This is a genomic window from Microbacterium sp. NPDC091382, assembly GCF_044757025.1.
In the GTDB taxonomy this organism is placed as follows: domain Bacteria; phylum Actinomycetota; class Actinomycetes; order Actinomycetales; family Microbacteriaceae; genus Microbacterium.
The window spans coordinates 551,157-577,197 of sequence record NZ_JBIVUD010000001.1 but is presented as its reverse complement, the minus strand read 5'-3'; the positions used below and the strand labels follow the sequence as shown (position 1 = coordinate 577,197).

23 protein-coding genes, 1 tRNA gene and 1 pseudogene are annotated in these 26,041 nt (G+C 69.4%); 9 read left to right on the top strand and 16 right to left on the bottom strand.

The features are described 5' to 3' along the window. Positions 1–36: 36 nt before the first annotated feature. The 4 genes from ACIQLK_RS02860 to ACIQLK_RS02845 all read right to left on the bottom strand — a co-directional run bounded on the left by ACIQLK_RS02860 (position 37) and on the right by ACIQLK_RS02845 (position 4,777). Positions 37–1,065, bottom strand: coding sequence for a sugar ABC transporter permease YjfF (locus ACIQLK_RS02860; protein WP_400362788.1), 1,029 nt, complete (start codon positions 1,063–1,065; stop codon positions 37–39). Then, complete coding sequence (locus tag ACIQLK_RS02855; protein ID WP_400362787.1) at positions 1,062–2,111, bottom strand: ABC transporter permease; 1,050 nt, start codon at positions 2,109–2,111, stop codon at positions 1,062–1,064. The genes ACIQLK_RS02860 and ACIQLK_RS02855 overlap by 4 nt, the downstream gene beginning before the upstream one ends. Next, positions 2,108–3,700 carry a sugar ABC transporter ATP-binding protein gene (locus ACIQLK_RS02850; RefSeq protein WP_400362785.1) on the bottom strand — a complete coding sequence of 531 codons (1,593 nt, stop codon included), beginning with the start codon at positions 3,698–3,700 and terminating at the stop codon, positions 2,108–2,110. Before ACIQLK_RS02850 ends, ACIQLK_RS02855 begins: the two co-directional genes overlap by 4 nt. A 93-nt stretch (positions 3,701–3,793) precedes the next feature. Continuing rightward, complete coding sequence (locus ACIQLK_RS02845) at positions 3,794–4,777, bottom strand: ABC transporter substrate-binding protein (RefSeq protein ID WP_400362784.1); 984 nt, start codon at positions 4,775–4,777, stop codon at positions 3,794–3,796. A 275-nt stretch (positions 4,778–5,052) separates the two neighbouring features. On the opposite strand from ACIQLK_RS02845, the gene argG reads away from it, so the two are divergent. From argG to ACIQLK_RS02825, 4 genes are read left to right on the top strand one after another with little or no spacing between them, the layout of a single operon-like run. Further along, positions 5,053–6,483 (top strand): argininosuccinate synthase, encoded by a 1,431-nt coding sequence (gene argG / locus ACIQLK_RS02840; protein ID WP_400362782.1) that lies wholly within the window; start codon positions 5,053–5,055, stop codon positions 6,481–6,483. Between the two features lie 52 nt (positions 6,484–6,535). Beyond that, complete coding sequence (locus ACIQLK_RS02835) at positions 6,536–7,147, top strand: TetR/AcrR family transcriptional regulator (protein ID WP_400362781.1); 612 nt, start codon at positions 6,536–6,538, stop codon at positions 7,145–7,147. Beyond that, positions 7,144–7,842, top strand: coding sequence for a hypothetical protein (locus tag ACIQLK_RS02830; RefSeq protein ID WP_400362780.1), 699 nt, complete (start codon positions 7,144–7,146; stop codon positions 7,840–7,842). Before ACIQLK_RS02835 ends, ACIQLK_RS02830 begins: the two co-directional genes overlap by 4 nt. Beyond that, entirely contained in the window at positions 7,839–9,734 is a 1,896-nt protein-coding gene (locus ACIQLK_RS02825) for a YhgE/Pip family protein (protein ID WP_400362778.1), read from the top strand. Before ACIQLK_RS02830 ends, ACIQLK_RS02825 begins: the two co-directional genes overlap by 4 nt. Before the next feature lies 1 nt (position 9,735). On the opposite strand, the gene mnhG is transcribed toward ACIQLK_RS02825, so the two are convergent. From mnhG to ACIQLK_RS02790, 7 genes are all read right to left on the bottom strand, one after another. Continuing rightward, positions 9,736–10,092: a monovalent cation/H(+) antiporter subunit G gene (mnhG, locus tag ACIQLK_RS02820; RefSeq protein ID WP_400362777.1), complete on the bottom strand. Its 357-nt coding sequence runs from the start codon at positions 10,090–10,092 to the stop codon at positions 9,736–9,738. Beyond that, a complete protein-coding gene (locus ACIQLK_RS02815; protein ID WP_400363854.1) occupies positions 10,089–10,355 on the bottom strand; it encodes a monovalent cation/H+ antiporter complex subunit F in 267 nt (88 codons plus the stop codon). Before ACIQLK_RS02815 ends, mnhG begins: the two co-directional genes overlap by 4 nt. Before the next feature lie 5 nt (positions 10,356–10,360). Next, positions 10,361–10,957 carry a Na+/H+ antiporter subunit E gene (locus ACIQLK_RS02810; RefSeq protein WP_400362775.1) on the bottom strand — a complete coding sequence of 199 codons (597 nt, stop codon included), beginning with the start codon at positions 10,955–10,957 and terminating at the stop codon, positions 10,361–10,363. Further along, entirely contained in the window at positions 10,947–12,518 is a 1,572-nt protein-coding gene (locus tag ACIQLK_RS02805) for a Na+/H+ antiporter subunit D (RefSeq protein WP_400362773.1), read from the bottom strand. The genes ACIQLK_RS02810 and ACIQLK_RS02805 overlap by 11 nt, the downstream gene beginning before the upstream one ends. Further along, positions 12,515–13,036: a Na(+)/H(+) antiporter subunit C gene (locus ACIQLK_RS02800; RefSeq protein WP_400362771.1), complete on the bottom strand. Its 522-nt coding sequence runs from the start codon at positions 13,034–13,036 to the stop codon at positions 12,515–12,517. The genes ACIQLK_RS02805 and ACIQLK_RS02800 overlap by 4 nt, the downstream gene beginning before the upstream one ends. After that, positions 13,033–15,948 carry a Na+/H+ antiporter subunit A gene (locus ACIQLK_RS02795; protein ID WP_400362770.1) on the bottom strand — a complete coding sequence of 972 codons (2,916 nt, stop codon included), beginning with the start codon at positions 15,946–15,948 and terminating at the stop codon, positions 13,033–13,035. The genes ACIQLK_RS02800 and ACIQLK_RS02795 overlap by 4 nt, the downstream gene beginning before the upstream one ends. A gap of 82 nt (positions 15,949–16,030) precedes the next feature. Then, positions 16,031–17,071: a LacI family DNA-binding transcriptional regulator gene (locus tag ACIQLK_RS02790; protein ID WP_400362769.1), complete on the bottom strand. Its 1,041-nt coding sequence runs from the start codon at positions 17,069–17,071 to the stop codon at positions 16,031–16,033. A gap of 67 nt (positions 17,072–17,138) precedes the next feature. On the opposite strand from ACIQLK_RS02790, the gene ACIQLK_RS02785 reads away from it, so the two are divergent. Then, positions 17,139–18,353, top strand: a complete 1,215-nt coding sequence (locus tag ACIQLK_RS02785) for an MFS transporter (protein WP_400362768.1) — start codon at positions 17,139–17,141, stop codon at positions 18,351–18,353. A 6-nt stretch (positions 18,354–18,359) separates the two neighbouring features. On the opposite strand, the gene nucS is transcribed toward ACIQLK_RS02785, so the two are convergent. Next, a complete protein-coding gene (nucS, locus tag ACIQLK_RS02780) occupies positions 18,360–19,046 on the bottom strand; it encodes an endonuclease NucS (protein ID WP_400362767.1) in 687 nt (228 codons plus the stop codon). A gap of 44 nt (positions 19,047–19,090) precedes the next feature. On the opposite strand from nucS, the gene ACIQLK_RS02775 reads away from it, so the two are divergent. Then, the gene (locus ACIQLK_RS02775) at positions 19,091–19,768 is read left to right on the top strand and encodes an HAD hydrolase-like protein (protein WP_400362765.1); all 678 of its coding nucleotides are present in this window, start codon (positions 19,091–19,093) and stop codon (positions 19,766–19,768) included. Positions 19,769–19,772: 4 nt separating this feature from the next. Here ACIQLK_RS02775 and ACIQLK_RS02770 read toward each other — a convergent pair whose 3' ends face one another. After that, entirely contained in the window at positions 19,773–19,979 is a 207-nt protein-coding gene (locus tag ACIQLK_RS02770; protein ID WP_064002832.1) for a cold-shock protein, read from the bottom strand. Between the two features lie 185 nt (positions 19,980–20,164). Between ACIQLK_RS02770 and ACIQLK_RS02765 the strand changes: the two are divergent. The 3 genes and pseudogenes from ACIQLK_RS02765 (at position 20,165) to ACIQLK_RS02755 (ending at position 22,640) form a co-directional block, all read left to right on the top strand. Further along, positions 20,165–21,819 (top strand): annotated as a pseudogene (locus tag ACIQLK_RS02765) (FAD-dependent oxidoreductase). Positions 21,820–21,828: 9 nt separating this feature from the next. Continuing rightward, complete coding sequence (locus ACIQLK_RS02760) at positions 21,829–22,224, top strand: VOC family protein (protein WP_400362764.1); 396 nt, start codon at positions 21,829–21,831, stop codon at positions 22,222–22,224. Positions 22,225–22,274: 50 nt separating this feature from the next. Beyond that, positions 22,275–22,640, top strand: coding sequence for a VOC family protein (locus ACIQLK_RS02755; RefSeq protein ID WP_400362762.1), 366 nt, complete (start codon positions 22,275–22,277; stop codon positions 22,638–22,640). A gap of 29 nt (positions 22,641–22,669) precedes the next feature. On the opposite strand, the gene ACIQLK_RS02750 is transcribed toward ACIQLK_RS02755, so the two are convergent. From ACIQLK_RS02750 to ACIQLK_RS02740, 3 genes are all read right to left on the bottom strand, one after another. Continuing rightward, complete coding sequence (locus tag ACIQLK_RS02750) at positions 22,670–23,704, bottom strand: FUSC family protein (RefSeq protein ID WP_400362760.1); 1,035 nt, start codon at positions 23,702–23,704, stop codon at positions 22,670–22,672. 65 nt (positions 23,705–23,769) lie between these two features. Next, positions 23,770–25,656, bottom strand: coding sequence for a fibronectin type III domain-containing protein (locus ACIQLK_RS02745; RefSeq protein WP_400362758.1), 1,887 nt, complete (start codon positions 25,654–25,656; stop codon positions 23,770–23,772). A 209-nt stretch (positions 25,657–25,865) separates the two neighbouring features. After that, positions 25,866–25,949: transfer RNA gene (locus tag ACIQLK_RS02740), tRNA-Leu, on the bottom strand. Between the last annotated feature and the right edge of the window lie 92 nt (positions 25,950–26,041).

Below are 26,041 nucleotides of genomic sequence, written 5' to 3'. Positions count from 1 at the left end.
CCCGCGGTGGGCCTCCCCCGAGACTCACCGCCGTCATCACCGCGACGTTCGCGCCGTCCGCGCGACCAGCAGGCGCTGGACGACCACGAAGACGAGCAGCAGCGCGCCGATCGTGATGCGCGTCCAGGACTGGTCGACGCCGAGGAACGAGATCGCCGTCTTGATGGTGCCGTACACGAACACGCCGATCATCGAGCCGAGCACGAACCCGCTGCCGCCCGTGAGCAGCGTGCCGCCGATCACCACGGCGGCGATCGTGTCGAGCTCGGTCCCGATGCCGTTCAGCGGGTACGACGCCCCGGTGTACGCCGTGAAGACGACGCCCGCGAGCCCCGCGCACACGCCGCTGATGACGTAGGCCAGCAGCTTCGTCCGCACGACCGGCAGGCCCATGAGGCGTGCCGACTGCTCGTTGCCGCCGATCGCGTAGATCGTGCGACCGAACCGCGTGAATTGCAGGATCAGGATGCCGACGACCACCACGACGAGCGCGAGGATGCCGGTCGGGGTGATGTAGAAACTGCCGGGACCGCCCTGCATGCGGGTCGACTGGAGCCACAGGATGGCCGGCTCCTCGACGCGGATCGAGGACAGGCTGACCATGAACGCGAGCCCGCGGGCCGCGAACATCGCCGCGAGCGATGCGATGAACGGCTGCACTCCGAAGTACTGCACGAGCACCCCGACGAACAGTCCCATGAGAGCCCCGAGGACCAGCATGACCGGGACCACCAGGGCCACCGGCATCCCCTGGCTCAGCATGCTGGCACCCAGCATGCCGGTGAACGCCATGACCGCACCGACCGAGAGGTCGATGCCGCCGGTGAGGATGACGAAGGTCATGCCGACCGCGAGGATCAGCAGGTACGCGTTGTCGAGCAGGAGCGCCGACAGCACGCGCGGGGTGACGAAGTTGCCGAAGTAGGCCTGCGCCCCGATGAGCATCGCGATGAGGATGACGACGGCGGCGAACACGGGCACCCACGACGCGTGCCGGCTGCGGAAGCGCTGGATCGTGTCGGCGAACCCGCCGGTCCGGCCGAGGTCTGCGGTGACGGCGCTCATGCGGAGACCTCCGCGGTGCGACGGCCGCCGCCCCGGACGGCATCGACCCCCTTGGCGAACAGCGACCGCGTTCGCGGCGACTGGACGAGCACGACGATGACGACCACGATGGCGAGGAACAGCGGGCTCACCGCCGGCGGCACCCCGAGGAAGGTGATGGTCGACTTGAGCGTCTGGATCGTGAAGACGCCGACGACCGTGCCGGCGATCGTGAACTTGCCGCCCATGAGGCTCGTCCCGCCGAGGACGACGGCGAGGATCGCGTCGAGCTCGATGTAGAGGCCGGCGGCGTTGGCGTCGGCGGCCATGATGTTCGACGAGTAGAGGATGCCGGCGAAGCCCGCCAGCAGGCCGCTCGCCGCGTAGGCGCCCCAGATGATCCCCCGCGAGCGCACGCCCGCGAGGCGGCTGGCCTCGGGATTGATGCCGACCGCCTCGGTCAGCACGCCGAGGGCCGTGCGGCGCTGCAGCACCGCGACGATGACGATCGCGACCACCGAGACGTAGAACGCGAAGGGCAGACCCACGAGGTACCCCTGCGCCATGAAACGGTAGGGCGCGCTCGTGATGGTCGTGATGAAACCGCCCGTGATGAGGAGGGCGACGCCGCGGCCGGCGAGCATGAGCACGAGGGTCGCGATGATCGGTTGGACGCCGACGACGGCGACGAGGAAGCCGTTCCAGACACCCAGCACGAGGGCGACCCCGACGGCGAGCGCGATCGCGATGAGCACCGTCGAGAGGTCCTCGGGTGCCGGCGACGACGAGATGAAGGTGAGGGCCACCGCGCCCGAGACCGCCATGATCGCGCCGACCGAGAGGTCGATGCCGCGCGTCGCGATCACGAGCGTCATACCCAGGGCCACGAGCATGAGCGGAGCGCTGTTGCGCAGGATGTCGAGCAGCGGGCCGTAGAGCTGCCCGTTCTGCACGGTGATCGAGATGAAGGACGGCCGCGCGATCGTGTTGACGATGACGAGCACGAGGAGTGCCGCGATCGGCCAGACGAGGCGGTGCGCCAGGAAGCGCTTCAGGGTCGGGTTCATGCCGCTGTCTCCGGGTTGAGGCGAGACGACGTCGTCTCGCCGGACTCTTGCGCGATGAGGGCGACCAGATCGTCGACCGTCACGTCGGTGGCGTCCAGTTCGCCGATCTTAGAACGGTCGCGCAGCACCACGATGCGCTGCGCGATGCGGACCACCTCCTCGAGCTCCGAGGAGATGAAGACGACCGAGAGGCCCGCCGCCGCGAGCTCGGCGACCTTGCGCTGGATGTCGGCTTTCGCGCCGACGTCGATGCCGCGGGTGGGCTCGTCGAGGATGATCAGCTGCGGCGCGGTGGCCAGCCACCGCGCGAGCAGTACCTTCTGCTGGTTGCCGCCCGAGAGGTTGCGCACGAGCGCGTTCGGGTCGGCGGGCCGGACACCGAGCGCCGAGATGTACTCCGAGACGATGGCATCGCGCTCGGCCTTGCCGATCGGACGCATCGCGCCGCGCTTGGCCTGGATGCCGAGGACGATGTTCTCGGAGACGGTGAGGTCGGCGATGATCCCCTCGGCGCGACGATCCTCGCTCGAGAAGGCGATGCGCTTGTCGATCGCGTTCCGCGGGGTCGTGATGCGCGCGGCATCCCCCCGCACCTCGTGCGTGCCGGCGTCCGCCCGGTCCGCGCCGTAGACGAGGCGGACCAGTTCGCTGCGGCCCGAGCCCAGCAGGCCGGCGATGCCGACGACCTCGCCCTCGTAGACCTCCATGTCGACGGGCTCGATGACGTTCTTGCGGCCGAGCCCCGCGATGCGCAGCACCGGCGTCGCGGTGCGGTCGATCTCGCGCTCCGACGTGCGGGACAGGGCTTCGAGCTCGTCGAGCTGGCGGCCGATCATCTTGGCGATGAGCTCGCCGCGCGGCAGCTCGGCGGGCAGGTACTCCCCCACGAGCTGGCCGTTGCGCAGGACCGTCAGACGGTCGGAGATCTCGTAGACCTGGTCGAGGAAGTGCGTGACGAAGAGGATGGCGACGCCCCGGTCGCGCAGCCCCCGGACGACGGTGAAGAGCTGCTCGACCTCGCTGCGGTCCAGGCTCGAGGTCGGCTCGTCGAGGACGAGCACGCGCGCATCGGCGACGGTCGCCCGGCTGATGGCGACGAGCTGCTGTACGGCGATCGAGTGCGACGACAGTGCGGAGCGCGGGTCGATGTCGAGTCCGAGGGCGGCGAGGTAGCGCGTCGCCTCGCGGTGGGTGGCGCGCCAGTCGATGAAGCCGGCCCGCCGCACCTCGCGGCCGAGCATGACGTTCTCGCCGACCGACAGGTTGGTGCAGAGGTTGACCTCCTGGTACACGGTCGAGATCCCGGATGCCTCGGCGTCTGCGGTCGAGCGGAAGACGCGCTGCTCGCCGGCGACCTCGATCGTCCCGCCGTCGATGGCGTACACGCCCGTGAGCGCCTTGATCAGCGTCGACTTGCCGGCGCCGTTCTCGCCCATGAGCGTGTGGACCTCACCGGCGCGGAGCGTCAGGTCGACCCGGTCCAGGGCGAGCACCCCGGGAAACCGGATGGTGACGTCCCGCATCCGCACGACCTCATCGTGCTGCGGAACGGTGGCCGGGGACTCCGGCGTGGCTGCGACATCGACCATGAGCGCGCCTTTCCGTGATGACCGCCGGGGACCGGAATCCGGTCCCCGGCGGTGGTTCGGTGATCCGAGCGGATCGTGAGGGGTGGCGATCGATCAGTACGGGCGGGAGTCGAGGACCTCGGCGGCCTGCTCCTGCGTGAACGACTGGTCCTCGACGATCGTGCGCTTCTCGACGGTCTTGCCGTCGACGACGGACTTGACGAGCTCGGCGGCCTTCTCGCCCAGGAGCGGGTTGCACTCGACGATGAAGTTGAACTCACCGTTCGCGAGGGCGGTCATGCCGTCCTTCACCGCATCGATCGTGACGATCTGGATGTCCTTGCCGGGGGTCAGACCCGCCGCCTTGATGGCGTCGAGTGCACCCAGGCCCATGTCGTCGTTGTGCGCGAACAGGACATTGATGTCCTTGCCGTACTTCTGGAGGTAGCCCTCCATGACCTTCTTGCCACCGTCGCGGGTGAAGTCACCCGTCTGCGAGTCCATCACCTTGACGTCGGTGCCCTCGATGGCCTCGTTGAAGCCGGTGGCGCGGTCGAGCGCGGCCGACGAGCCCGTCGTGCCCTCGAGGACGACGAGGTTGGCGCCCTTGCCGTCGAAGTTCTCCTTGACCCACTCGCCGGCGGTGCGACCCTCCTGCTCGAAGTCGAGGCCGACCCACGAGGCGTACAGGTCGTCGCTGGCCGAGACCGTGCGGTCTTCGAGGATGACCGGGATGCCGGCATCCTTCGCTTCCTTCAGGACGTCGTCCCAGCCGTCCACCGTGATCGGGGCGATGACGATGGCGTCGACACCCTGGTTGATGAAGTTGCGGACGGCGGAGATCTGCGCCTCCTGCTTGTTGTCGGCCGCGTTGAACGTCAGCTTGAAGCCGTTCTCCTCCGAGAACGCCTTCTTCATCGATTCGGTGTTCGCTGCGCGCCAGCCGGACTCGGAGCCCGTCTGCGCGAAGCCGACCGTGATCAGGTCGCCGTCACCCCCGTTGCCGCCTGCTCCGGGCGCGCCGTTGCCCGCGCATCCGGTGACGACGAGCGCCAGGGCCCCCAGCATGGCCGCTGCTGCGAAAGCAGTCTTCTTCATCCCAAAACCTCCTTGTTCGGGTCCGGCTCACCGCCGGTGTTCCGGGCCGCCGTGGCCTCCGGTTGCTCGAATGTTAGCCTTCACATTTCGCGCGGCGCTAGATTGTGAGCGGTAACATTTGCGTAACGCGGCGGCCGGTGGCGGCGGTCGTTCCTCCGGCAGGTCGGTCCCGGTTCCCTCCCGATGTGAGCACTCACATGACGCACACTCCGGTCCACGCATGGCCCGCGTAACCGCGCCGATCGCGGCGCGGCCCCCTCGATAGGATGGGAACCATGTCGAAGGTCCTCCAGTCCCTGCCCGTCGGCGAGCGCGTCGGCATCGCTTTCTCCGGAGGTCTCGACACCTCGGTGGCGGTCGCCTGGATGCGCGACAAAGGCGCCGTCCCCTTCACCTACACCGGCGACCTCGGCCAGTACGACGAAGACGACATCGCGTCGATCCCCGGTCGCGCACTGCAGTACGGCGCCGAGGGCTCGCGCCTCATCGACTGCAAGCCGATGATGGTCGAGGAGGGCCTCGTCGCCCTCTCGTGCGGCGCCTTCCACATCCGCTCGGGCGGACGCACCTACTTCAACACGACCCCCATCGGCCGCGCGGTCACCGGCACGATGCTCGTGCGCGCCATGAAGGAGGACGGCGTCGACATCTGGGGCGACGGCTCCACCTACAAGGGCAACGACATCGAGCGGTTCTACCGCTACGGTCTGCTCGCCAACCCTGCGCTCCGCATCTACAAGCCGTGGCTCGACGCCGACTTCGTCACCGAGCTCGGCGGACGCACCGAGATGAGCGAATGGCTCGTCGCCCACGGTTTCCCGTACCGCGACTCGGTCGAGAAGGCCTACTCCACCGACGCCAATATCTGGGGCGCTACCCACGAGGCCAAGACCCTCGAGCACCTCGACGTCTCGCTCGAGATCGTCGAGCCCATCATGGGCGTCCGCTTCTGGGACCCGGCGGTCGGGATCGAGACCGAGGACGTCTCGGTCACGTTCGAGGCGGGACGTCCCGTCGCGATCAACGGAGTCGAGTACTCGGACGCCGTGGCCCTGGTCATGGCCGCGAACGAGATCGGCGGGCGCCACGGCCTCGGCATGAGCGACCAGATCGAGAACCGCATCATCGAGGCGAAGTCGCGTGGCATCTACGAGGCACCGGGCATGGCGCTGCTGTTCATCGCGTACGAGCGCCTGGTCAACGGCATCCTCAACGAAGACACCCTCGCCACCTATCACGAGCAGGGCCGCCGCCTGGGCCGGCTCATGTACGAGGGTCGCTGGCTCGAGCCGCAGTCGTTCATGCTCCGCGAGTCGATCCAGCGCTGGGTGGGCTCCGCGATCAGCGGCACGGTGACCCTGCGGCTGCGCCGCGGTGAGGACTACACGATCCTGAACACCGAGAGCCGCAACCTGTCGTACTCCCCCGAGAAGCTCTCGATGGAGCGCGTCGGCGATGCCGCCTTCGGTCCGACCGACCGCATCGGTCAGCTGACGATGCGCAATCTCGACATCGCCGACTCCCGCGCCCGCCTCGAGCACTTCGTCTCGCTCGGCATGATCGGCGGCGCGACCGCGGATCTCGTCGGCGAACTCGAGCAGGGCGGCGCGGACGCCATCACGGGGAACTCCGGTGAGGTCGACGAGCTGGCGGGTGCCATCGACGAGGCCGGGGACTCGGCATCCTTCGACTTCGGCGCCGACTGAGAGGTCGCCGAATTAAGTTGCACACTATTGTGCAACTTCGTATGATCGTGGCGTGACCACGACTGCATCGCCGCGTCGTCCGAGAAAGGATGCCGCGGCGAACCGCGCGGACATCCTCGCGGCGGCAGCGGCCACCATCGCCCGAGACCCCCACGCTCCGATCGATGCGATCGCGCGCGCTGCGGGGCTCAGCCGCCGCGCCCTGTACGGGCACTTCGACGACCGCGACGCCCTGCTGCGGGCCATGATCCTGGGCGGCGCTGAACGCTTCAACGCGCTCGCGAGCGGAGTGGCGGACACCGGTCCCGCGCCAGTAGCGCTCGCCCGGCTGGCTCTCGCACTGTGGGACGGGGCCGCCGACGTGCAGTTCGCCGCGACCGTCGCGCTCGACGACTCGCACATCGAGGAGACCGCGGCGGTGCTGACCCCGGTCCGCCGTCGCGTCCTCGCGATCGTGACGCGGGGCCGCGAGGAGGGCACGATCCGCACCGACATGCCCGCCACGACCGTCGCCCGCCTGATCGAAGAGGCGGCGCGCACCGTCATCACCCGACTCGACACCGCCCGTCCCGAAGCCGCGTCGGTCGCGGTGCGGGCGATCCTCAGCGTCGCCGGCCTCGGCTGGCGAGAGGCCGACGTGGTGCTCGAAGGAGCGCGCTCATGAAGATCGTGCTCGACGACGTCTCGAAGGGCCGATCCGGCGGCATCCTCCCCGCGACGGACGTGGCATTCGCATCCGGTCGCGTGACCCTCACCACTGCGGAGACCGAGCAGCGGCCGTCGGTCCTCGGCCTGATCGCGAGCGGCCGCATGCGCCCCGACACCGGCGCCGTGACGATCGACGGCCGCCGCAGCCCGCGCCGGATACGCAAGGTCGTCGCGCTCGTCGACGCCCCCGACGTCAACGACCCGGCACCCGACATCGCCGTCGTCGGCGTCGTCGAGGAGGAGCTCATGTTCGCCGGGCGCCGCGCCGACCCGCTGTCGGCCCGTCGGTGGCTCGACGAGCACGGGTGGCGCGCCCTCGGTCGCACTCCCATCGGGCAGCTCGACGCCGATGACCGCATCCGGATGCTGCTCGAGCTCGCCGCCCTCAGGCGTGGCATCGAGGCGCTCGTCCTCGTCTCACCGGACCGCCACGGCGGCGATCCCCGCCACTGGCAGCGCATCGCTCAGGACTTCGCCGCGCGCGGCTTCGCCGTCCTCGTGATCGCCGGCACGGCCGCCGCCACCGCCCTCGAGGCAGAACCGCCCGCACCCCGCGGGCGCATCGGCCGGCCCCGCCTCCGGGCCACCTCGGCGCTGCGGCCGCGCAGCCGAGCCCTTACCGACTCTTCAACCGAAGGCATCCTCTCGTGAAGATCCCCGCTCTGTTCGCGGCCGAGCTGCGCCGCCTCACGTCCACCCGCATGCGGGTCATCGCACTCATCGCTCTCGTCCTCGTGCCGGTGCTCTACGGCGGCCTGTATCTCTGGGCGAACCAGGACCCGTACGGCAACCTGTCGGAGGTGCCGGTCGCCCTCGTCGTGCAGGACGACGGCGCCACCCTCAACGGCATCGATCGCAATCTCGGCGACGAGGTCGCGGACTCGCTGCTCGAGGACGGCAGCTTCGACTGGCACGAAGTGGATGCCGCCGGAGCCCGCCGCGGCCTCGATGACGGCACGTTCGACTTCGCCGTCACACTCCCCGCCGACTTCACCGCCGCCGTCGCCTCCATCTCATCAAAGGACCCGCGCCAGGCCGAGATCGACCTGACCACCAACGACGCGAACAACTACCTCGCCTCGACCATCGGCAGTCAGGCGGTCTCGCGGATCCGGACGACCGTCACCGAGAAGGTGGTCCGCGAAGCCGGCCTGACGATGCTCGACGCGCTCAACACCGTGCGGGTGAAACTGCTCGACGCGGCGGACGGCGCCGGTCAGCTCACCGACGGACTGGCGAGCGCCGGTGACGGCGCCGACACTCTCGCCGACGGCGCCGCCACCCTTGCGGACGGGACGACGAAGCTCCGCAGCGGAGCGGACTCCCTCGCCTCGGGGGTCGACACGCTCGCCGAAGGGCTCCAGTCCCTCACCTCGGGCGCAGAGCAGGTCTCGGGCGGTACGGCGAAGCTGCGAAGCGTCGCCGACCGGGTGGGCTCGGCCGCGGATCGCGTCGCCTCCGCGGTCCCGTCGCTGCGCAACGACCTGACCGCACGGCTCCAGGAGCAGGGACTCGACGCCACCCAGATCGCGAAGGTCCTCGACGTCGTCGATCCGATCGGCACCCGCGTCGCCGACCTCGACACCCGGGTGCAACAGGCCGTCGCCCAGATCGACAGGCTCGACGACGGCGCTGCGCAGGTCGCCGGCGGCAGCGCGAAGCTCGCGTCGGGAGCGGCGACGGCGGCGACCGGTGCGCACACACTCGCCGACGGCGTCACCTCGGCGGACGCCGGCGCGCACAAGCTCGACACCGGCGCCCACACGCTGGCCTCCGGCGTCCACAAGCTCGACGCCGGCGCCGCGAAGCTCCGCGACGGGCTGCAGGACGGTGCGAAGAAGCTGCCCGATGACAGCGCCGACACCCGCAAGGCGCAGGCGTCGACGCTGTCGGACCCCGTCGGGATCTCCGAGGCGTCGGTGACCCAGGCGCAGAACTACGGCGCGGGACTGGCGCCGTTCTTCGCCGCCCTCGCCGGCTGGATCGGCATCTACGCCCTGTTCCTCATCGTGAAGCCGATCTCCAGGCGCGCGGTCACGGCGCTCCGCTCCCCCATCCGCGTCACCCTCGCGGGGTGGCTCACACCGGCCGCCCTCGGCGCGGTGCAGATGGTGTCGCTGTTCGGCGTGCTGTCGATCGCGCTGGGCTTCTCGTTCACGCATCCGCTGCCGACCCTCGGCATCCTGCTCCTGGCCTCGGCGACCTTCGCGGCGATCATCCTCGCCCTGAACGTGTGGCTGGGATCGGTGGGGCAGTTCGTGGGACTCGTGCTCATGGTGCTGCAGCTCGTCACCGCCGGCGGCACCTTCCCGTGGCAGACGCTGCCCGCACCTCTCGCGGCGCTGCACCACGTGCTGCCGATGGGCTACGTCGTGGATGCGATGCGGCAGGTCATGTACGGCGGGATGGCGTCACGCGCGTGGACGGATGCCGCGGTCCTGGCGACCTGGCTGGTCGGTGCCCTCGTGATCGCGATCGCGGGAGTCACGCGCATGACGTTCCGGCGGACGATGCGCGACCTGCAGCCGAGCCTGATCGGCTGAGTCAGCCGCCCGACCCGGGCGGGGTCTCCTTCGCGTCGGCCAGTTCGTCGACGTGCAGGTTGCGGCGATCGATCGTGCCGTTGCGGTAGGCCTGGCGACCGACCATGTGAGCCGACAGCGGCGCGGTCGCGAACTGGATCAGCAGGACCGGGACGAGGAAGGCCACGACCGTCCACGACTGCAGCTCGATGCCGACGGCGATGGCGATCAGCAGCAGGCCGAGCACCTGCGGCTTCGTGGCGGCGTGGAGCCTCGTGGGCACGTCCCGGAAGCGGATCAACCCGATGGCCGCTGTGAGGCACAGCAGCGCCCCGACGAGGATCAGGACCAGCGCGACGACATGGAGGATCTCGGTCATCGGTCCACCTCCGAGTCCCGGCGTGCCACGAAGCGGGCGATCGACACCGATCCGAACACCCCGACGGCCGCGACGATGAGCAGCACCGGCAAGGTACGGGTGTGGTGGTTGATGGCCATCTCGGCGCCCAGCGCGCAGATGAGAAGGGTGAGGAGCACGTCGGAGGCGACGGCGCGGTCGAGGATCGACGGGCCGATGATGATGCGCCAGACGGTCATGAGGGCGGCGACGCCGAAGACGGCGCAGATCACGGCGATGAGCATAGCGGTCACGAGCTCTCCTCCTTCGCGCGGGTGCGGACGTCCGCAGCGGCCTGCGAGGCGCGGATGGCCTCGAGCTGCGCCCGCGAGCCGACCGCGCGTACGAGCCGCGCCTCCCAACGCTGGACCATCCGACGCTGCCGCTCGACCTCGGCATCCGTGGAGGCTCCGAGGACGTGCAGGTAGAGGATGCGGCGGTCGCGATCGGTTTCGAGGACGAGCGATCCCGGGATGAGGGATGCCGTGACCCCGACGTGCGCCATGATCAGGTCGTCGTCGGTCACGAGCGGCACGGCGACGACCGAGACGCCCGGGTGCCGGCGCGGCGAGACGACCTGCAACGCGACGACGAGGGAGCCCTTCACCACCGCGCCGAGGAACTGCAACGTGAAGACGAGCAGCCACCAGGGGTTGAGTCGTCCCGACAGCTCGACGGGCGGCAGACGGAAGACGCTCGTCACGAACACGGCGACCACGACGCCGGTGAGGAAGGCCAGCACCGTGAACTGACCCCACAGCAGCATCCAGAGCGCGACGAGCCACACGAAGAACGGGAGCTGCCGCCAGATGCCGGTCAGCGCACTGCGCTGGAGGTCAGTTCCCATCGTTCACCTCGTCCTGCAGCTGGGTGAGGCTCACCGGGTACGGCAGGGCCGCGCCGATGCTCGCGCACAGGTGGTACAGCGGGCCCGCGAAGACGGTGAGCGCGACGGTGACGGCCACCATGCCCGTCGTCGAGGCGGTCATGATGCGCGGGATGACTCGGCGCTCGGTCTGCACGCCGGCGGCGGGGGCGTCGCCGAGGTACGAGATCCGGTCGACGACGCCGGACTCCTCGGCCTGGTCCTCCTCTTCGCGCCAGAACGACAGATTCCACGCGCGCATGAGGGCATAGAGGGTGAGGAGCGAGGTCAGGATGCCAGCGACGATCAGCGCGTACATGATCGGCGTGCCGACGGCGGCGGCAGCATCGAAGAGCGCGTACTTGCCGATGAACCCCGAGAAGGGCGGCAGCCCGCCGAGGTTGATCGCCGGGATGAAGTAGAGCACGGCCAGCAGCGGCGCCGCCCGCATGAGCCCTTTCACCTTGAGGATCGACGTGGACCCTGCGCGACGCTCGACGAGACCGACCGCGAGGAACAGCGTCGTCTGCACCACGATGTGGTGGACCATGTAGTAGATCGTGGCCCCGAGCGACGCGGGCGTCGCGATCGCGAGACCGAACACCATGTATCCGATGTGGCTCACGAGGGTGAACGACAGGATGCGCTTGAGCTCAGCCTGCGCGACCGCGCCGAGGATGCCGACGACCATCGTGGCGAGCGCGACGATGAGCAGCAACTGGTTCACGTCGTTGTCGCGGAAGATCTGCGTCTCGGTGCGGATCATCGCGTAGACGCCGACCTTGGTCAGCAATCCGGCGAAGACCGCGGTGACCGGCGCGGGTGCGGTGGGGTACGAGTCCGGAAGCCAGAAGGACAGCGGGAAGACGGCGGCCTTGATGCTGAAGGCCAGCAGCAGCATCAGATGCAGGACGAGCTGCACCTCGTCGGGCAGCTCACCCATCCGGTCGGCGAGCTGCGCCATGTTCACGGTGCCGAGCGCACCGTAGATGGCCGCGATGGCCGCCAGGAAGAGGATCGACGACACCAGTGAGACGACGATGTAGACGACTCCGGTGCGGATGCGGGACTCGGTCGACCCCAGCGTGATGAGCACGTACGAGGCGACGAGCAGGATCTCGAACCCGACGTAGAGGTTGAACAGATCGCCCGCGATGAACGCGTTGAAGATGCCGGCCGCGAGGATCAGGTACGACGGATGGAAGATCGAGACCGGCGTCTCCTCGTCGCCGTCGGCGGCGCCCTGGCCCACGGAGAAGAGGAGGACGGCCAGGAGCACGATGCTCGAGACGAGCACGAGGAGCGCGGCGAGACGGTCGACGTAGAGGACGATGCCGAACGGGATCGGCCACCCGCCCACCGAGACGGCCAGCGGCATCCCGCTCACGTCGACGTAGTACAGCAGAACGGCGGCGATGGCGGCGGCGATCGTGAGCGTCACGATGGACACCCCGACCTGCACCCGACGGCGGCGACCGAAGATCAGCGCGATGCCCGCTCCCAGGAGCGGCAGCGTGACCAGCAGCGGGACGAGGGCGGTCATCGCGGCCCTCCCGGCTTGTCGGTGGGGGCGTCGTCGCGCAGTTCGGCGATGTCCTGCGCGTGGAGGATCACGATGGGGGAGGTCTCCGTCCCGATGAAGTCCGTCGTGGCGTCGTCATCCTCTTCGGTGATCTCGTCATCCATCGTCTCCTCGTCGCGAAGGCCGCGCTCCCGCACCTCGCGGTCGGCCTCGTCGTCGGTGACCGTGTCGGCCTGTCCGAGTTGCCACGAGCGGTAGATGAGGGCGAGCAGGAACGACGAGATGGCGAAGGTGATGACGATGGCCGTCAGCGAGAGGGCCTGCGGGAGCGGGTCGCTGAACGTCTCCCCGCCGCCGTCGCTGCCGTGGAAGGGAGCGACGCCGGGGGCTCCCATCACGATCAGGAGGAAGAGGTTCGCGGCGTTCCCCAGCAGCAGGAAGCCGATGAGCACGCGCGTGAGACTGCGCTCGAGCATGGCGTAGACACCACCGGCGAACAGCACACCCATGATGATGACGAGGACGAGCGAGACGGTCATGCGCTCACCCGCTCCCGCTGGGCCTGCGTCTGGCGGTCGACCTCGGCGCCGAGCGAGCGCAGCACATCGAGGACGAGTCCGATGACCACGAGGTAGACGCCGACGTCGAAGATCGTCGAGGTCACGAATTCGACCTCGCCGAGGAGGGGGATGTCCGCCTCCCAGAACGTGCTCGTCAGGGGGGCTGCGCCGAAGAAGAGCGGCACGATCGCGCACGAGAGGGCGAGGACCATGCCCGCGCCCAGGAGCCGACCGGCATCCGTCGGCGCCGCCGCGCCCAGCTCCCAGCGCCCGCCCGCGACGTAGCGCATGACGAGGGCCATGCCGGCGACCAGGCCGCCGGCGAACCCGCCGCCGGGGAGGTTGTGGCCGGCGAAGAGCAGGTAGACCGAGACGACGATGATCGAGTGGAAGAGCACGCGCACGATCACCTCGAGCAGAAGCGACCTGTTCTCGGGCTTCACCTTCAGCCCGCCCACGAGCCACGCCTGACGCGTCGAGCCCGGCGCCGTCGAACGGGGGCGCGGGCCGTCGGCCGTCTCGACGAGGGGCCGGCGGCTGCGTCCGGTGCTCGTCGGGAGTGACGGCAGGACGCGACTGTCGGAGCGGTTGGTGACGAAGACGAGGGATGCCACGCCGGTCGCCGCGAGGATGAGGACCGAGAGCTCGCCCATCGTGTCCCACCCGCGCAGGTCGACGAGAGTCACGTTGACGACGTTCTTGCCGTGGCCGATCTCGTAGGCGAGGTCGGGGAACGGACCCGAGACGGGATCGGCCACGCGGGCGCCCGTGGCGATGAGGGCGACGGCCGCCATCGTCACGCCCACGCCGATGCCGATGACGGCGCGAACGACCGGGAGCACCGAGGCGTTGTGGTCGCCCATGCGGCTGGGGATGCGGCGCAGCACCAGCGCGAACGCGACGAGGGTCACCGTCTCGACGAGGATCTGCGTGAGCGCGAGGTCGGGGGCGCCGCTGGTCGCGAACAGGAGCACCATGCCGAGACCCGTGACCGAGACGAGCACGACACCCGTGTAGCGCTTGCGGGCGCGGATCGCGACGATGCCGGCCAGGATCATGACCGGAGCGGCGAGAAGCTGGGCAGGGCTCTGCCACGCGTCCACCGCGATCCGCCACTCGGTCGACGCCACCAGGGCGGTCGCCTCGGCCGCGATGAAGACGACGAAGATCGTGCCGACGTAGAACGGCAGCGAACCGCGCTGCGTGAGCGAGGTCGTCCAGACCGAGACCTTGGCGACGCCGCGGAGCGACAGGTTGTACACGTCGTTCGCGGTGAACGGCAGCACGCGGGCCTTCAGCGGGCGGCGCTGCGTGATCCAGAACAGAAGCGCGCCGAGGGCGATCGACCCGAGCGAGAGGAAGAGCGCCGGCTCCCACCCGTGCCAGAGGGCCAGGTGGTACGCCTTGCCGCCCTCGTCGAGCGGAATGGTGTCGGCGTAGCCCGCGAGACCTGCGTCCAGCCACGGCGACGTGGCTCCGGCGACCATCGTCAGTCCGCTGAGGACGACGGGAGCCACGAGGAACCCGATGGGAGGGTCGGGCCATCCGGTGCGCTCGCGCAGGTCGCCAGCGGCATCCTTCTTCGTCCAGAAGGCTCCCCACACGAAACGGATGCCGTAGGCCGCCGTCAGAGCGGAGCCGCCGAGGATTCCGATGAGGGGGATGAGAGCCGCCGGCGATGCGCCGCCCTCGAGGAACGAGGTGAGTGCCGCCTCTTTCGCGACGAAGCCGACCGTGGGGGCGACGCCGGCCATCGAGGCGATCGCGATGATCGAGAAGGTCGCGAGCGTCGGCGCCTGACGGCCGACGCCCGAGAGCTCGCCGATGTCACGCGTGCTCAGCTGCCGGTCGATGACGCCGACGATCAGGAACAGCGCCGACTTGAACAGGGCGTGGCCGACGAGCAGGGCGAGACCTGCGAGCGCGCTGTTGCGCTCCCCGTACCCGAGGACGACCGTGAGCATGCCGAGCTGGCTGACGGTGCCGAAGGCCAGGATGCGCTTCAGGTCGGACTCGCGCATCGCCTGGAGGCCGCCGAGGAGCATCGTGAAGATGCCGAGCCCGATGACGATGGGACGCCAGGGATCGGTGTCGGCGAAGGCGGGGGCGAACCGGGCGATGAGGTAGATGCCGGCTTTCACCATGGCGGCCGCGTGGAGGTACGCGCTCACCGGAGTCGGGGCCGCCATGGCACCGGGCAGCCAGAAGTGGAACGGGAAGATGGCGGACTTGCTCAGCGCGCCCACGAGCAGCATGACGACCGCGGCATCGAGCGCAACGGCCTCCCCGCCCTCGAAGACGGGTCCGGTCTCGATCATCGTCGCGATGCTCGTCGTGCCGTAGAGGACGACGAGCATGACGACGCCGATCAGCATGACGAGTCCACCGAGTGTCGTCACGAGCAGGGCCTGGAGGGCTGCGCGGCGGCTCGCGCCACGCCGGTGGTAGAAGCCGATGAGCAGGTACGAGAGGACGCTCGTGACCTCCCACAGCATGATGAGCACGACGATGTCGTCGGTCAGCACGAGCCCGTACATGGCGCCGGCGAATGCGAGGAGGACCGCCGAGAACGTCGCGAGTCCCTCGCGCTTGCCGGCGAAGTACCAGCGGCAGTAGAGCATCACGAGGGCGCCGACGCCGGTGACGATGAGCGCCATGACCCAGCCGAGCACGTCCATGCGCATCGACAGCTGGACCTTCAGGTCGGGGATCCAGACGTATGTCTCGAGCGGGATATCACCGCCCAGCACGCGAGGCGCCTGCAGCGCGGCGTGCACGAAGGCGGCGATCGGGACGAGCGCCGCGACCAGGAAGGTGCGGGATCCGAACCGCGCGACCAGAGCCGGCAGAACGAGCGGCACGAGCGCGAACGCGGCGAGGAGGATCAGCAACCTGGCCTCCTTGTGCAATCGCGGGGGTCGAGGACTCCAGTCTACCGGCTGACGGATAGGCGGCGCCCGGCTGGCTCCCAGGTCACCCCGGTACCGCTGCGGTCGTGTTCCCTCTTCGGAATGTGCAGGTGAGGGTGAGGGATGCCGGCTCCCGCCCCTCGAGCATCGCGACGACGGCCTCGCCCGCGGCCCGGCCCTTCGCGCTCGCGTCCTGCGCGAGTGTCGTGAGTGCGTACGGGGCGAGACCGTCCACCGCGACCCCGTCGAAGCCCGTCACGCTCAGGTCCTCGGGAACCCGGAGCCCCGCCTCTTCGGCGGCGCGGATCACTCCGGCCGCGAGCAGGTCGCTCTGGGCGATGATCGCGGTCGGGCGAGGGCCCGAGAGCAGCACGCGTCCCGCGGCGAGGCCCTCGTCGATCGAGCTCTCTCGGACTGCGTACGCGGGCGCGGCGGGGAAGACCTCGCGGGCGCCGAGCAGTCGATCGCGCGTCACGTCGACGGTGATCTGCGAAGGATCGTCGATGAAGCCGCGAGGACGCGCGGCATCCTTCGTCAGCGTCACCAGCGCCACGTCCTCGTGCCCGAGGGACCGCAGGTGCTCCGCGGCCGTCCGCTGCGCCTCGACGTTGTCGAGCAGCACGCGCGGGACGTCGGCCCCGGCATCGCCCTCGATGACGACGACGGGGATGCCGCGGCGGCGGAGCACGTCGACCGAGGACTGCAGGATCTCGTTGCATCCGAGAAGGATCGCCGCATCGAGGGGCGCCGTCGTCAGCGTGGGACCCGACTCGGCCGGCCCGTCGTCGGTGAGGAGGAGGATGCCGGCGCCGATCGGACTGAGGGCGTCGGTGAGTCCGTCCATCATCTCGGTGGTGACCGGATCTCGGAACGCCGTGCCCAGGCGTTCACGGAAGAGCACGGCGACGACGCCGGCGCGGCCGGTGCGCAGCGACGCCGCGCGCGGATCGGGTCCGGTGTACCCGAGGGCGTCGGCGGCCTGCATCACCTTGGCACGGGTGGCGTCCGAGACCGCCACCTTGCCGCTGAAGACGACGGATGCCGTCGAGGCCGACACCCCGGCTTCGCGCGCGACATCCGAGATCGTCGCTCGGCGGTTGCTCATGGGTTCGATCGTAACCGCAGAATCTCGATTCTCGAATCGATTCGGCGATCCCGCTAGAGTGACCCGCATGACTCTCGAGCTCACCTCCGCGCGCCTCTGGACCTGGCGCCTCGCCGTGTTCGCGATCTTCACCGCGAGCGGGTTGAGCATCGCGACGTGGGCGTCGCGGGTGCCGTCGATCAAGGCGACGCTCGACATCGACAACGCCACCATCGGCCTTCTGCTCCTCGGAATGGGTGCGGCGTCGATCATCGGCCTCTCCCTGGCGTCGCTCATCGCGGCACGGCTCGGCACGAGGCGCGGCATGCTCTGCGTGATGCTGGTCCTGTCGGCGGGCCTGTTCCTGGTCGGACTCGGCACCGACGTCGTCCCCTCCCTCCCCCTCGTCCTCATCGGGCTCGCGCTGTTCGGCTTCGGCAACGGCACCCTCGACGTGCTCATGAACGTCGACGGCGCGGCGATCGAGGTCGAGGTGAAGAAGACGATCCTGCCGCTGTTCCATGCGTTCTTCAGCCTGGGGACCGTGATCGGCGCCGGCATCGGGGCTTTCGCGGCGGGCGCTCGCATCGCTGTGTTCCCGCATACAGCGGTCGTCGCCGTCTCCATCGTCGTCCTCGCATTCATCGCGTTCGCCTACGTGCCGCACCGCGAGTTCGGCTCGGCGGAGGATGCGCCGACCGGCTGGCGGAACCGACTCTCGACGGCGCTGTCCGCGTGGCGGGAGCCGCGCACCTATGTCCTCGGCATCGTCATGCTCGGCATGGCGTTCGCCGAGGGCGGTGCCAACGACTGGCTGGCCCTCGGGGTCAGCGAGGACCACCGCGGCGGCCCGGCGCTCGGTGCGGCCGCGCTCACGGTCTTCTCAATCGCGATGACCGTCGTGCGCGTGTTCGGCGGCCCGCTCGTCGACCGTTTCGGCCGGGTCGCGACGCTGCGTGTCCTCGCCGCGACGGCCGTGGTCGGCATCCTGCTGTTCATCCTCGCACCGAACCTGCCGCTCGTCTTCGTCGGCGCGGCACTGTGGGGCGTCGGAGCCTCTCTCGGCTTCCCGCTCGGGATGTCGGCCGCGGCGGACGACCCCGCTCGCGCTGCGGCGCGAGTGAGCGCGGCGGCGACGATCGGCTACGTCGCGTTCCTGTGCGGGCCGCCGGTGCTCGGCGTGATCAGCACGCACATCGGCCTGCTGAACACCCTGCTCATCATCGCGGCCCTCGTCGCCGCGTCCGGGTTCGCGTCCGGTGCGGCGAAGCCGTTGCCGGGTACCCGCGGCACGACCCACTGAGTCGCGTCAGAAGAGGCGCGGCGCCCCCGATTCGATGCCCTTCATCTCGTCGTAGTCCAGGGTGACGCAGCGGATGCCGCGATCGGTCGCGAGCACCTTCGCCTGCGGCTTGATCTCCTGAGCGGCGAAGACCCCCGTGACGGGAGCGAGGTGCGGGTCGCGCCCCAGCAGTTCGAGGTAGCGCGTGAGCTGCTCGACACCGTCGATGTCGCCGCGTCGCTTCACCTCGACGGCGATCGTGCCGCCCTCGGGGTTGCGCAGCAGCAGGTCCACCGGTCCGATCGCGGTGGGGAACTCCCGACGGACCAGCGTCAGGTTCTCGCCGATCACGCCCACCTGCTCGGCGAGCAACCGTTGCAGGTCGGCCTCGACGCCGTCCTTCACGAGACCGGGATCGACACCCAGTTCGTGCGAAGAGTCGTGGAGCACCTCGTAGATGCGGATGGTGAGCTCGTCGCCCGTCTTGGCATGCGTCACGCGCCACTTCTCGACCACGTCGATGTCGTCCCCACTGGGCTCGATCACCGTCAGGGTGCAGGGCGGGCTCATCCAGTTCAGCGGCTGGTGCTGGATGTCGCGGTGGAACGCGACCGTGCCGTCCGCCTTGACCATGATGAGGCGGGTGGCAGGGGGCAGATGCGTGTTCAGGCGACCGGTGTAGTCGACGGAGCAGCGGGCGATGACGAGACGCACGGCGACGAGCCTACCCGCGGCATCCGTCGCCGTAGGCTGGACGCATGACGACGCGCTCCCCCTGGTCCTGCATCCTCTGGGACGTCGACGGCACGATCGTCGACGCGTCCGTCGGCATCCTCAGCCGCCTCGACCGTTGCCTCACCCACTTCGGGTACCCGGCGCCGACGCGCGCGGAACTGGTCCACTGGATCGGTCCGCCCATGTACGACTCGTTCCAGAGGAACGTGGGGATGACTCCGGAGCAGGCGACCGAGGCGGTCAGCTACTACCGCGCGCTCGGGAAGGCAGACGGCTACACCGCGAACGTCGAGCTCTACCCCGGCGTGGGGGAGCTGATCGCGGACATCGCGGCAGCGGGCATCCCGCAGGCCACGGCTAGCTCGAAGCCCGAGGTCCAGGTCGTCGCGCTGATGGAGCACTTCGGTCTGGCCGAGCACATGCAGGCGATGGCGGGCGCGACACCGGACGAGAAGACTCTGGCCACGAAGGCCGACATCGTCGCAGAATCGCTTCGGCGTCTCGCCGCGGCGGGAGCCGACACGAGTCGTCCGATCCTCATCGGCGATCGCCACCACGACATCGACGGCGGCGCCGCGAACGGCGTCCCCGTCGTCTTCGTGCGGTGGGGCTTCAGCTGGCCCCACGAGTCAGAAGGAGCGCAGGCGGCGGTCGACACGATGGTCGAACTCCGCCGCCTGCTCCTCACTGACGAGGTGTGAAACCTCAGAGGGGACGGATGTTCTCCGCCTGAAGACCCTTGGGGCCCTGTGCGATGTCGAACTCAACCCGCTGGTTCTCTTCCAGCGAGCGGTAGCCCGACGATTCGATGGCCGAGTAGTGGGCGAAGACGTCGGCGCCGCCCTCATCGGGAGCGATGAACCCGAAGCCCTTCTCCGAGTTGAACCACTTGACGGTACCGCTGACGCTCATGAACTGCCTTACTGATTGATGCCGACGACACGTCCGTCGGTCGTTCCCCAACCTAGCCGTCAACACCTGTAGAGTCACCCCCCGCGTTCGAAGGTGACACAAACGTTGCCCGGCGGACACCCGCACGTGCGCGATGCGACGCGTCCTCGCAACCCTGCGATACCCCCTAGGGGTACCCTCGGATCATGCGCACCATCATCATCGGGGGCGTCGCCGCCGGAATGTCCGCGGCGACGCGCCTGCGCCGGCTCGACGAGGGCCGCGAGATCGTCGTGATCGAGCGAGGCCACTACGTCTCCTTCGCGAACTGCGGGCTCCCCTATTACGTGGGCGGTGTGATCGAGGACCGGTCCTCGCTGCTGCTGCAGACACCGGCATCCCTGGCCGCGCGCTTCGCGCTGCAGGTGCTCGTCCGCCACGAGGCCGTCGGAATCGACACGGACGCGAAGACCGTGACGGTTCGCGACCTCGAGACCGGCGACGAGCGGTCCGAACCGTTCGACGATCTCGTCCTGGCGATGGGGGCGACGACGCGCGATCCGATCCCCGGCGAGGGGATGCCGGTGATCACCCTTCGGAGCGTCGAGGACGTCGACGCGATCACCGCCGTCCTCGCCGGTGTCGACGCGCCGCGGGTCGTCGTCGCCGGCGGAGGGTTCATCGGGATCGAAGCAGTCGAGAACCTCGTCGCCCGGGGTGCGCACGTGACGCTCGTGCAGCGCGGCGGTCAGGTCCTGAGCCCGCTCGACCCCGAGATGGTCGCGCCCGTCCACCGCGCCCTCGCCGTCGCCGGGGTCGACGTCCGGACCGGGGTGACCGTGTCGGGGGTCGGCGCAGGCAGCGTCACGCTGTCCGACGGGGCCGAGGTCTCCGCCGATCTCGTCGTCGACGCCCGTGGCGTGCGACCCGACGTGCAGCTCGCGCAGAGCGCGGGGATCGCCCTCGGACCCACGGGCGGGATCGCCGTCGACGACCGGCACCGCACGAATGTGCCCGGCGTGTGGGCCGTCGGGGACGCCGTCGAGAAGACCGATCACCTCGACGGCGCACCGACCCTCGTCACGATGGCCGGGCTCGCCAACCGCCACGGCCGCGCGGCAGCCGATGACATCGCCGGCGCTGCCACCGTCGTCACGACCCCCGCCCTGGGGACGACGATCGTCGGGGTGCTCGGCCTCACCGTCGGACTCGTCGGCTGGAGTGAACGCCGGCTCGTCGCGGCCGGCCTCCCGCATCGCGTCGTGCACACCCACCCCTTCTCGCACGCGACCTACTACCCGGGGCGGAGCAGATGGCGATGAAGCTGCTGATCGATCCCCGCACCGATCGGATCCTCGGCGCGCAGCTCGTGGGACGCACAGGTGTCGACAAGCGGCTCGACGTCTTGGCCGTCGCGATGACGGCCGGACTCACGGCATCCGCTCTGTCTCATCTGGAACTCGCCTACGCACCGCAGTACGGGTCCGCGAAGGACGCGATCAACATGGCCGGGTACGTCGCCGAGAACCTGGCGACGGGCGCCGATCGCACGATCCAGTGGCACGAGGTGGATGCCGCCCGCGCGGCCGGCGCCGTCGTCGTCGACGTCCGTACGGCCGACGAGCACGAGGCCGGCTCGATCCCCGGATCGATCCTCCTGCCCCTCGACGAACTCCGCGAGCGGCACGGCGAGCTCCCCGATGCGCCGCTGATCGTCCATTGCAAGGTGGGGCAGCGTGGCCACACGGCCAGCCGCCTCCTGCAGCAGCTCGGCCACGACGTTCGCAACCTCGACGGCGGGTGGCTCACGTGGACCGACGGCGTCGAGGCGGATCTTCCGCGGGGCGGATCCGCCCAATAGCGTGACCGGATGACCGGACTCACTCCATATCTCCACTTCCCCGGCGTCGCGCGCGATGCCCTCACCTTCTATCAGCAGGTCTTCGGCGGCGAGCTCGTGCTCCACACCTTCGCCGACTTCGGGCGGGACGACGGCCCCGAGGACTTCGTCGCGCATGGCATGTTGAGCGGGCCCGTCGAGCTGTTCGCCGCCGACGGTGGGCCGGGCGACCAGCCGTTGGAACTGCGCGGCGTCATGTTCTCGCTGCTCGGGACCGCCGAGCCCGCCGAACTCGAGACCTGGTTCGCGAAGCTCGCCGAGGGAGGCAGCGTCGTCGATGCGCTGCAGCTGCGCGCCTGGGGCGATCACGACGGCACGGTGACCGACCGCTTCGGGGTCACCTGGCTCATCGGCTATCAGGGCTGACCCTGCTTTCAGGGCTGGTCAGGGCCGGCCGCGTGAGTATGCTCGGCCGCATGAGCGTTCTCGGAATCGGCGGGGTGTTCTTCCGCAGTCGTGATCCGCAGGCGCGTGCCGACTGGTACCGCCGACACCTCGGCATCGACGCCGGTGCCGAGGGTCAGGGCGCCGTCTGGCAGCAGGATGCCGGGATGACGGTGTTCGCGCCGTTCTCCGCCGACAGCGACTACTTCTCGTCCGAGCAGCCGTTCATGCTCAACCTGCGCGTGAGCGATCTCGACGACCTCGTCGCAAGTCTGCAGGCGGCGGGGGTACCCGTCGAGACACGGCCGAAGTGGGACACCGAGTACGGCCGGTTCGTACGGATCGTCGACCCCGAGGGCCTCGAGATCGAACTGTGGGAGATCGCAGGCGAGGGGTGACCCCGCACGATGTGGTCGGCGTGTGACCGTCAGCGGCTCGCGATCCGCCGACGTCGCGCGAGCGCCGATGCGACCGCAACGGCGGTGCCTGCCACGATCCCTATGAGGGTCTCCAGCAGTCGGTCGCTGAGCAGGACGCTGACGGTGGTGGGCGCCGCGAGCTGAACCATCAAGAGGGCGAGCGGCGTGATGAAGACCATCGCGATGGCGTAGTTGCGTCCCACGAACAGTTCGGCGGTCGCCTGCAGCGCGACGGCGATCAGGATCACACCGAGCGGAGGCACGCCGAGAGCCAGGATCGCAGCGGCGACCAGCACCCCGAGCACCGTCCCGATGAGTCGCTGAATGCCGCGGATGACGCGCGCTTTCACGTGCGGTCCGCTCACCGCAGCGACGGCCCCGACCATCGCCCAGTACCAGTGCGAGTCGAGCAGGACGAACCCGGCGACCCCGCCCAGAAGGGTGGCCACCGCGACGGTGATCGCCATCTCTCCCGCGACGGCGCCGACCGGGATGCCATTCTTCGTCCGCGAAAGAGGGGGGATGCCGCGGACGGACACGGCCCCATGGACGAGCGTGACGAGGATCGAGAAGATCACCGCGGCGAGGCCGATGGCGAGGACGTCGATCAGGCGGGCGGCATCAGCGGGAACGGAAGCCGTGGCCCCCGCGGCGAACACGATGAAGAGGGCACCCGGCGGATGCCACTGCGCCGCATACGCAACCAGGGTGACGACCGAGGCGACGGCCGACACGATGACGATCGCCCACGGCGCCGCCAGGTCGGCGACCGAGGTGGCGGTGCCGATGAGCATGGCGGCGACCAGGACCGCACCGGCGGCCGCCTGCATCCTGACCCGATCCCCGATCGGATCGGTGCGCCCATAGAGCGCGGCGAATGCTCCGAAACTGGCATAGATGCTGAGATCGAGCCGACCGGTCGCCCAGAGGACGAGGAGCGGGACACCGACGCTGATCGCTGCGCGTATCGCGACCGTGTGATCGCGGTCGTAGGGCGCGACGCGGATGACCCCGGTCCAGATCCGGCCACGCGATGCACTCACCCGAAGAGCCTACGCGCGGCGGACGGCCGTTCGAGGGGCTCGTGCGCGGGTGGAAGCCGGGCGCGTCACCGGAAGATGCCCTTCACGAGGATCGGATGGTGATCCGAGCCGAGGGGCGTGACGAACGCGCCGTTCTTCATCTTCCCGGCGTTCTCCCACGACGTCACGATGGTGCGGGAGGGCTTGACCATGACCTTGTCGACATGGGCACCCCACGTCACTGAGACCACAGGCTTGGCACTCATCTTCGGGTTGGCCGAGTTGTAGTGCTGACCGCGGAGGCTGCGTGCCTGGTCGAACGCGTCAGCCCATCCGCGCGACAGAAGGACCGATGCCGTCGCATCGCCCTCTCGTCCCTTGCTGACGTTGAAGTCGCCGAGAAGGACAGGCGAGGCGTTACGGAGAGCCGGGTGGGACGTGCCGAGCCGCGTCATCGTCTGGTTGACGAACGTCGCGAGCTGGTCCGCTTCGTACTGGCGCTGCTTCGTCGACGCCGTCGACGTGCCGACGACGAGATGCGTGTTGAACACGACGACGTGCTGCCCGGAGCTGTGCCGGAGTGCTGCCCACGCGACACCCTTGCCCGCTGAGGCGAAGCGACTGCTGAACCTCTTCGTGCCCGAGGTCTCCTGCTTCGCCTTCGCGGGCACCTTCGCGAACGTGCCGTTCCGGACGAGGATGTCGTTCTGCCCGTTCACGGCGAAGGAGTAGCCGGCCGGCGCCTTCGAGTACTTGGACGCTTCCTGCAGCGCGACGACACCCGGGGCCAGCTCGCGGATCCGGGAGTCGATGACCGGCTTCCGCTTCGCGATTCCAGAGCACGCGTTCGAGCAGATGTTCCAGGTCATCAGCGAGTATGCCTTCGCCGCGCCAGGGGTGGTCTCCGCGGTGATCGTCCGGTGGGCGACCCGGGCGGATCCGACACCAGGACCGACGTTGTTGGTCGGGACGACTCGGACGAAGTAGTCCTGACCCTTGCGAAGGGCGGGGATCTTCGCAGACGAGCCGCGCACCGTCATGGTCGGTTCGGTCATCTTCGCGACCCCCTCGAACGACGTCGCGGCGTAGACGTCGTAAGCGGTGGCTCGCTTCACGTCCGGCCAGTCGATCGTCAGGGTCGCGCCGGATCTCTCGAGCGACGCACCGACGAAGGTCACCAGTCCGGCGGCGTCGGGCCGGGAGGTGTACCAGGGGTAGGCCATGTCCGCCTGGGTACGGGCGATGTGGGTGATGCGGTTGGCGCTCTGCCCGCGGCCCAGATTGTTCCGGGCGGCGACGCGGATCGTGTATGTCGTTCCGGGCCTGAGGCCGGTGATCTGGGCCGTCGAGCGGGCGACGTTCTTCGTAGGTGTCGTCATGGTGAACACGCCGTCGAAGCTCGTGGACACGAACACGTCGTAGGAGTTGGCACGCGAGACATCCGCCCAATCGAGCGTCATCGCGGACCCGCTCTTCGTCCACGACGCATCGACGACGGTCACCTGGCCGGTGGCACCGGGAGACGCCGTGTACCACCGCTCACCCTGGCGTAGCGTGACCTGGCGAATGCGCGCGGAGCCGACGCCCCGCCCTGCACTGTTGACCGGCACGACCCGGAACGTGTACTCCTTGCCGCCCACGAGCCCGGTCACTTCCGCCGTGGTACTCGTCACGGTCGTGGTGGGGGTCGACATGGTGGGAATGGCGTCCCAGTCCGGCGAGGCGAAAACGTCGTAGCTCGAGGCCCCGACGACCTTCGGCCACGACAGCGTGACCGCGGCGCCCGCCGTCGTCCATTCCCCGCCTGAGACAGTCACCACGGACATCGCCTCAGGCCGAACGGTGACGCCGGCCGCGACCATGTCCGGAGTCACTGCCTCGGCCGTCGACGTCGGGATGACGAGAGCGCCGGCGAGCAGCAGACATGCACCGATCCGCAGGGCGCCGTGGCGCAGGCGTCGGGTCACGGACATGAAGGCCTCCTGGCGGTCTGTGCAAGGGTACAGCGCCGCGAGCTCTCGCAACAGCTCCGCGAATTCGACCTCTGGCCTGCACAAACGACGACGCCAGTGCCGTGCGCGAGGTCTGGCGCGGCGGGTGGTGATCGGCACGCGGATGCACCCGCGAACGACGAAGCCGGTCGGGGTTCTCACCACCGACCGGCTTCGTTTCGCACTGTCTGTGCGCGAGGGGGGAGTTGAACCCCCACGCCCTTTCGGGCACTGGCACCTGAAGCCAGCGCGTCTGCCTATTCCGCCACTCGCGCGAACCCGCGTCGCCACGGGATCAACTTTCCGAGGATATCATGGCGCGAGCCCGCCGGAGAAACGGCCGCAGCTGTGTTCCCCAGACCCTGCC

Bases quoted from the DNA above. Each gene is read 5' to 3' on its own strand.
- argG (WP_400362782.1), top strand. From the start codon at position 5,053: ATGTCGAAGGTCCTCCAGTCCCTGCCCGTCGGCGAGCGCGTCGGCATC.
- ACIQLK_RS02855 (WP_400362787.1), bottom strand. From the start codon at position 2,111: ATGAACCCGACCCTGAAGCGCTTCCTGGCGCACCGCCTCGTCTGGCCG.
- ACIQLK_RS02770 (WP_064002832.1), bottom strand. From the start codon at position 19,979: ATGAGCGTCAGCGGTACCGTCAAGTGGTTCAACTCGGAGAAGGGCTTC.
- ACIQLK_RS02760 (WP_400362764.1), top strand. From the start codon at position 21,829: ATGACCGGACTCACTCCATATCTCCACTTCCCCGGCGTCGCGCGCGAT.
- ACIQLK_RS02790 (WP_400362769.1), bottom strand. From the start codon at position 17,071: ATGAGCAACCGCCGAGCGACGATCTCGGATGTCGCGCGCGAAGCCGGG.
- mnhG (WP_400362777.1), bottom strand. From the start codon at position 10,092: ATGACCGAGATCCTCCATGTCGTCGCGCTGGTCCTGATCCTCGTCGGG.
- ACIQLK_RS02755 (WP_400362762.1), top strand. From the start codon at position 22,275: ATGAGCGTTCTCGGAATCGGCGGGGTGTTCTTCCGCAGTCGTGATCCG.
- ACIQLK_RS02810 (WP_400362775.1), bottom strand. From the start codon at position 10,957: ATGGGAACTGACCTCCAGCGCAGTGCGCTGACCGGCATCTGGCGGCAG.
- ACIQLK_RS02815 (WP_400363854.1), bottom strand. From the start codon at position 10,355: ATGCTCATCGCCGTGATCTGCGCCGTCTTCGGCGTCGCCGCCCTCATG.
- ACIQLK_RS02775 (WP_400362765.1), top strand. From the start codon at position 19,091: ATGACGACGCGCTCCCCCTGGTCCTGCATCCTCTGGGACGTCGACGGC.
- ACIQLK_RS02745 (WP_400362758.1), bottom strand. From the start codon at position 25,656: ATGTCCGTGACCCGACGCCTGCGCCACGGCGCCCTGCGGATCGGTGCA.
- ACIQLK_RS02860 (WP_400362788.1), bottom strand. From the start codon at position 1,065: ATGAGCGCCGTCACCGCAGACCTCGGCCGGACCGGCGGGTTCGCCGAC.
- ACIQLK_RS02845 (WP_400362784.1), bottom strand. From the start codon at position 4,777: ATGAAGAAGACTGCTTTCGCAGCAGCGGCCATGCTGGGGGCCCTGGCG.
- ACIQLK_RS02830 (WP_400362780.1), top strand. From the start codon at position 7,144: ATGAAGATCGTGCTCGACGACGTCTCGAAGGGCCGATCCGGCGGCATC.
- ACIQLK_RS02850 (WP_400362785.1), bottom strand. From the start codon at position 3,700: ATGGTCGATGTCGCAGCCACGCCGGAGTCCCCGGCCACCGTTCCGCAG.
- ACIQLK_RS02805 (WP_400362773.1), bottom strand. From the start codon at position 12,518: ATGACCGCCCTCGTCCCGCTGCTGGTCACGCTGCCGCTCCTGGGAGCG.
- ACIQLK_RS02785 (WP_400362768.1), top strand. From the start codon at position 17,139: ATGACTCTCGAGCTCACCTCCGCGCGCCTCTGGACCTGGCGCCTCGCC.
- ACIQLK_RS02800 (WP_400362771.1), bottom strand. From the start codon at position 13,036: ATGACCGTCTCGCTCGTCCTCGTCATCATCATGGGTGTGCTGTTCGCC.